This is a genomic window from Vibrio sp. 10N.261.54.A5 (assembly GCF_041471145.1).
In the GTDB taxonomy this organism is placed as follows: Bacteria; Pseudomonadota; Gammaproteobacteria; order Enterobacterales; family Vibrionaceae; genus Vibrio; species Vibrio crassostreae_C.
In genome coordinates this window covers 1-6,362 of record NZ_JBFRNU010000114.1, presented here as the reverse complement: position 1 = coordinate 6,362, position 6,362 = coordinate 1, and the positions used below count along the sequence as shown (strand labels likewise).

The window sequence follows — 6,362 nt, the reverse complement described above, 5'->3', positions numbered from 1 at the left end:
ACATTTCAGGACGGGACAAACGATATTAAAAAGGCTTGGTCACTGACCAAGCCTTTTTTTATGTTTTCGAGATACGAGATCGTACTGCTAAGTGCTAAGCTCGACTTCTAACCATTTGAGATAGCATAAACATTGCTGCCGCACTGATAACCACAGACGGGCCAGCAGGCGTATCATAGAACCAAGACAAGCTTAATCCACCGAATACAGCGATAGAGCCAATAATTGATGCAAGGAAGGCCATCTGCTCAGGTGTGCTCGAGAACTTCCTTGCCGTTGCTGCAGGAATAATCAGTAGCGATGTCATGATTAACGCACCAACAAACTTCATACCGACAGCAATCACGATACCGACCAATAGCATCAGAATCAGACGCATTAAATCAATGTTGATGCCATCAACCGCCGCGAGATCTTCGTTAACCGTCGTTGATAGTAGTGGTCGCCAAAAGATAGCAAGTACTAATCCAATCACAGCAGCACCCGCATAGATGAACACTAAATCCGTTGGAGATACTGCCAGCAAGTCACCAAATAGGTAGCTCATTAGGTCAACACGAACGTTATCTAAGAAACTGACAGCAACCAAACCAAGTGATAGCGCACTGTGCGCCAAAATACCGAGTAGGGTATCGGTCGCGACCAGCTTTTGTTTTTGTAAAGTCACTAGCAACACGGCCAGCATCAAACAACAAATCAGCAGCGCGAAATACAAGTTAATGTTGAACAGAAAGCCAAGTGCTAAGCCCATCAAAGAAGCGTGAGCAAGCGTGTCACCAAAGTAAGCCATCTTACGCCACACCACGAATGAACCTAGTGGGCCTGCAATTAGTGCAATACCCAAACCCGCTAAAATAGAGGGAAGAAGAAACTCAAGCATTAGTGGTGTCCGTGTTTATGGTTTGAACATTCATGCACGTCGCCTTCGACAGGCTGGCCTGCGAGATCATGATGGTGATGTTCGTGTTGGTGATGATAAAACGCTAGCGTCTCTTGGGTCGCGGTGCCAAAGAGCGCAATATACGAAGGATGGTGTTTGATGTCTGCAGGTGCGCCTGAGCAACAGATGTGGTGGTGTAAACAGATAACATCGTCTGTTTTTGCCATCACTAAATGCAGATCGTGTGAAACCATAAATACGGCACAACCAAAGCGGTGGCGAATGGTGTCAATCAAGTCATACAGGTCTATTTGCCCTTGAACGTCGACGCCTTGAGCCGGTTCATCGAGAACCAGTAGATCTGGTCTTCTTAGCAATGAACGAGCAATGAGCACACGTTGGTTTTCTCCGCCAGATAGCTGGTGCATGTTACTCTTCTGCAGATGTTCAGCACCAACAAGCTTCAATGCTTCAAGGATCTCTTGCTGACTGAAATTGCCAGTGAGTTTTAGAAAACGCTCTACGTTGAGCGGTAGGGAATCATTGAGCTTTAATTTTTGTGGTACATAGCCAATTTTCAGTTTTTTAGCTTTTGTTATTGTGCCTGAAAATTTGGTCTGTAAACCCAGCACCACTTTTACTAATGTCGACTTTCCTGCACCGTTTGGCCCAATCAGGGTGGTGATTCTGCCGCGCTCTAAATTTAGAGAGATGTTGTCTAGAACTTTTCGACCGTCAAATTCGACGCTCACAGAATCTAGTTGGATTAAGTTATCCATGAATAGAACTCATTTGCAATTCGCTAATGTTATAATGTAACATTTACCTCAAGCCTAAGCTACTTTTCTATTATCGAGGGATTATGTCACGTTCATCTTTTATACTTGCTACTTTGCTTTTAGCGCCAAGTGTCGCAAGTGCCAATACTATTCTAACAAGCTTTAAACCAATTCAAATGATTGTGACAGAATTAACGCAAGGCGTTAGTGAGCCGGATGTGTTGATGAACAGCAATGCTTCGCCGCATGATTATGCGCTTAAGCCATCGGATGTCAAAAAAGTTCATAGTGCCGATATGGTCATCTGGTTCGGCCCTGACCTAGAAGCCTTTCTGACTAAGGTGATTGGTTCAAAAGAAAATGTTATCAAGATCAGTGATATTCCCGGAATCAACTTGCGAGAGTTCGGACACGAAGAGCATGACCACGATGCACATGAAGGGCACCACCACGGTAGCCATGACCCGCATTTTTGGTTAGGTATCGAGCAAGTTGAAGTAGCTGCAAAATACATCTCAGCTAAGTTGATTGAATCTGATCCAGACAACGCAATGGCGTACCAAGAGAATCTCGATTCATTCCTGATTGCATTGAAAGAGAAGCAACAGTCTATTCGAGAGCAACTTGCACCCGTGAAAGACAAAGGTTACTACGTTTTTCATGACGCGTATGGTTACTTTGAGCAAGAGTTTGAGCTAAATAACTTAGGTCACTTTACGGTGAGCCCAGAGCGTAAGCCGGGTGCAAAAAGCCTGATTGCTATTAAGAAAACGATAGTACGTGAAAACGTTCAATGTGTGTTTTCTGAGCCTCAATTCACTCCTGCTGTGATTGAATCAGTGACGCGCGGAAGTAACGCAAAACAAGGTCAGCTTGACCCTATCGGTTCAACAGTTGAGGTGAAGAGTGGAAGCTATTTCGATTTTCTTCAGCAACTTACAGATAGCTATACAAGTTGCTTAGACGAGAAGTAAGTCATAAACGAGTATTCTTTACTCTACTTTGCTCTCGTTAATTTATGAATCATGCCGCTTTTTGCGGCATTTTCGTGACCGCTAAGATAAAACCTCCTAACAAATAACAAACCTCCTTTCTCCTTTTCTAATTTCCGCTAAAATGGAAAGATAATAATAAGCACAAAAAAACTCAGTTTTTGGTTTAGCAACGATAAGACGTTGTGGTACCCAAAATTTCATGTGTTGTTGCTGTTCAGGATTAAGAGTTGTATCGAATTATCTTCAAAATGTTCATGTTAATGAGCATTTCATTTAGCGTTCTAGCGGTAAATACTTCGCCCTCCGTTTTCTATCCTTTGCCCGCTCAAGCGCAAGGGAATTTCCTTGCGGCTAAAAACTTGTATTTAGGTGCCGGAGGTGGGCTCTGGGTTCATGATGTGCATGGAAAAGTACTCTTTTACGATGGTCGAACTCTATTCCCTCGCAAGGGAAGCTTACTGCAATTTTCTTCGGAAAGAGTCGCCTTTCTGAACGATGAGTTTTGGACATTTTTCGACAATGAGGTCTATCGACATAACCCTGGAATTGGCAACGAATTGGCGTTTAGCCTAAGTCCCGGCGCTGAAATAGCGAATATCGGTGCATCAGGCGATTATATTTGGGTTACTGACGGCAGTAATTTCTATACCTACAACACTCAATCTTTAGAATTCAACACCTACTCTCTACTTAAACTGTACCGATACAATAACAGCAGTGACATTGCGATTAACGACGCTGAGTGGGTACTATCAAAGTGGGTGCTAGCGACCAGTTCTGGCGTTTACCTTTCAGAGAATCAAGAGTTTACCCATGTCACCGCATCAGACAAAAACCATATTGAGACGGTTTATTTTTCGAATGCTCGACGTGAGTTAGTGATCGGTACTTTAAATGGTGCTGTGATTGTTGATCTCGCGAACCCAGACAAAGAGACCATCGTTAAAGGGTCGCATGTTCTCTCGTTGGCCGAAACTTCGGACCTGTATTGGATTGGTACAGAGCACGGCCTTATTAGCTACAACTTTATTACGGGACAAATTACTCGATTCGAACAAGCCGCTAGTCAAGACTTCTCGTTACCGGGTGAGAAAATATATTCGTTGATAAACGATCATGCTGGTGGTATGTGGGTTGCGACAAACAACGGTATCCGATACTTCTCACTGTTCAGCAAAACCTTCTCGAGAACACCCCTAACTGGAATGGGCATGCATTCGAGTAGTGTGGTGATCAATAAAGTACTGCCTGTCAGTGACCAGTTATCTTGGGTCGCGTCTTCAATGGGGCTCTACTTGGTTGATTCTGAAAGTGAAGAGAACCCAATTCGTGTTTACTCTAACCCTGTTAATGATTTTGAGATCTTTGGCTCTTCCATTTGGTTGGCGACCGAACAAGGTATCATCAGTCTAAATACGGAAACACTACAACCCGAAGCCCTTGATTTACCAAGGCCAATTGAGGGAGTGCGTGTTGAAAACCTTGCGCTTCAAGCCGATAACGTTCTTTGGATGACCTCTGGGCAAAACCTCTATTCGTTATCTATCGAAACCATGAAACTGACGAGTTATGGCACTGACTGGTTAGTCGACAAGTTCTTGCCTGCGAAGATCACCGCTCTCAATGTAGGCTTGCTAGGTCGCATCTATATAGGAACGGATCATGGCTTCTACTCGTTCATTGATAAACGAATTAGCTTTAGTCGTTCCAGCGAACGGTTTGGCAAAGTCGTCGATATTGAAAAAGCGAAGGATGGAGCGCAGTGGTTTGCGAGCAGTTATGGCGTGTATCGAATCCCGGATGACAGCTCTATTATTCAAGAAATCACTCTTGTTGAAGACAATATTAGCCCCAACTGCCTGATAAGCGATGACAATGGTGTTTGGTTAGGCTCTTCGAAAGGCATCAGTTATTACGGATTGGATGGGCAACTGCATAAACACATAGGTTCGCCATTTGGTTTGATCACCAATGAACTGGCGGCAGGAGCGTGTGCTCTTTTTTACAGTCAAGATAGCCAACCTTCGAGGCTTGTTTTCGGCTCAAAGTATGGTGTAGTCAGCGCGTTATCTAACGAGTTACTGGTATCAACTACACCTCATAGCCGTGCCTTGTTGAGTAAGATAAGTGTCGACCAACAAACGGTGTCACTTGGCGGGAAAACGGCCGAACTGGATGAGATTCCTTATGGCTCATCGATGGGGTTTAAGCTAGGCATCTTACCAGCAACGTTCGCACCAGCGATGGAATATCGACTGAGCGACGATGAACCATGGAGTGAGTTTGAAGGGGGCTTGTTAACGCTCGATCATCTTCTTCCTGGGGATTACACACTTGAAGTGAAGCCGGTTAAAGGCTCCCATTATCGCTTTGTGTCAACCAATCAAAGCTTTTCGATTGCGGAGCCTTGGTATCTGACCAATTGGGCTGCAGCAAGCTCTCTTATATTACTGATTGGCGTTGTGACTATCTTAGTCTTTTGGCGTTCGCGTTATGTCACTTTTGCCAACCGGCACTTAAAAGCGCAAGTTGCACTGAAGACAGACCAATTGAGACACCAAAGCCGGATATTACTCGCGACTAATCAACAGCTTAAAAAGCAGCTATCCGTGAAGAATGCGCTTGTGTCTCACACTGCCAATGAACTCTCTTCTGAAGTGAATCATATTGCTGCGATGCTCCCGAATTGGAATGACGAGCTCGGGAAGTCGCCGATTCTAACCTTGAAAAATGGCTTAGCGCAATTGAGCAATACCCCCCAAGGGAAAGGGCAAGTTTGTTACGATATAATTTTAATCTTAGAGGCGGTACTCAAAGCTTGGCAAGATGACTTAACCAAAGCCGGTATTGAATTGGATATTAAAGTCGAAACAAAACAACGATATGTCTCGTTGCTGTATTTTAATCTCGATATTATCTTCAATAGCTTGGTCGGGAGCATCATCAAGAGAAACTTTAAGTCGCAGAGTATGGTGGTTCTGGTTGAAGAGGTTAAGGAGCATCTTGTTGTAACCATTCGAGATCATGGCATGCCTTTCCCTAAGCTGGCATCAAGCATGGGTGACAATACCGGAAAGTCGACCGACCTTAACATCGAAAAGCTGCCGCTATTGATGAATCAGAGCGGTGGCGAGCTTAATGCCTTTGTTTCGGAGTCTCAAAATAAGGTTCAGCTTTCGTGGCCAATTGAGTATCAAGTACTCGACAATCTCGAAGCCAGCACAATTGAACAGATTGAAACCATTAAGCTTGCCGCCTCAACACCAGAGCAACAAAAACTGACAGCGGAACAAGAGTGGAAGAACAGAGTGTCGCAGCTTGTGAGTGAAAACTACGCTGATGCCGAGTTCAGTACTGCAACTGCCGCTCAGTATTTGTTTATGTCTGAGAGAAGCTTACAGAGACGCTTTAAATCGGCTTACAACAAGACCTTCAAAGAGCACTTGAATGAAGTACGTCTAGAGCATGCGTGTGAGCGCTTACTCGCTGGAGAGAAGATCTCTGATGTGGCGTTTGATTCGGGGTTCAATGACCCTTCCTATTTCAGTCAAAGGTTTAAGCACCACTTTGGCATGTCACCATCTAAGTTTGCTGAAAACAACGAAGAGTAGCACGCAGCGGATACTCAACTAGAACATAAATAAAGATACTTTAGCCTCGACATTCGTGTTGGGGCTTTCTTATGCTTCTACGAGATACGAGATACGA

Annotated in this window: 4 protein-coding genes; 2 read left to right on the top strand and 2 right to left on the bottom strand. The window is 44.3% G+C overall.

The window, feature by feature from the left end; genetic code table 11:
* Positions 1-94 precede the first annotated feature (94 nt).
* The gene (gene znuB / locus AB4329_RS22355; protein ID WP_017061944.1) at positions 95-880 is read right to left on the bottom strand and encodes a zinc ABC transporter permease subunit ZnuB; all 786 of its coding nucleotides are present in this window, start codon (positions 878-880) and stop codon (positions 95-97) included.
* On the bottom strand, positions 880-1,659 hold the full coding sequence (gene znuC, locus AB4329_RS22350) for a zinc ABC transporter ATP-binding protein ZnuC (RefSeq protein WP_017061943.1): 780 nt from the start codon (positions 1,657-1,659) through the stop codon (positions 880-882). The genes znuB and znuC overlap by 1 nt, the downstream gene beginning before the upstream one ends.
* Positions 1,660-1,742: 83 nt before the next feature.
* On the opposite strand from znuC, the gene znuA reads away from it, so the two are divergent.
* On the top strand, positions 1,743-2,633 hold the full coding sequence (gene znuA / locus AB4329_RS22345) for a zinc ABC transporter substrate-binding protein ZnuA (RefSeq protein ID WP_017067380.1): 891 nt from the start codon (positions 1,743-1,745) through the stop codon (positions 2,631-2,633).
* Positions 2,634-2,902: 269 nt separating this feature from the next.
* Positions 2,903-6,265 carry a helix-turn-helix domain-containing protein gene (locus tag AB4329_RS22340; RefSeq protein WP_372139313.1) on the top strand — a complete coding sequence of 1,121 codons (3,363 nt, stop codon included), beginning with the start codon at positions 2,903-2,905 and terminating at the stop codon, positions 6,263-6,265.
* The last annotated feature ends 97 nt before the right edge of the window (positions 6,266-6,362 follow it).

Bases quoted from the DNA above. Each gene is read 5' to 3' on its own strand.
- znuB (WP_017061944.1), bottom strand. From the start codon at position 880: ATGCTTGAGTTTCTTCTTCCCTCTATTTTAGCGGGTTTGGGTATTGCA.
- znuA (WP_017067380.1), top strand. From the start codon at position 1,743: ATGTCACGTTCATCTTTTATACTTGCTACTTTGCTTTTAGCGCCAAGT.
- AB4329_RS22340 (WP_372139313.1), top strand. From the start codon at position 2,903: ATGTTCATGTTAATGAGCATTTCATTTAGCGTTCTAGCGGTAAATACT.
- znuC (WP_017061943.1), bottom strand. From the start codon at position 1,659: ATGGATAACTTAATCCAACTAGATTCTGTGAGCGTCGAATTTGACGGT.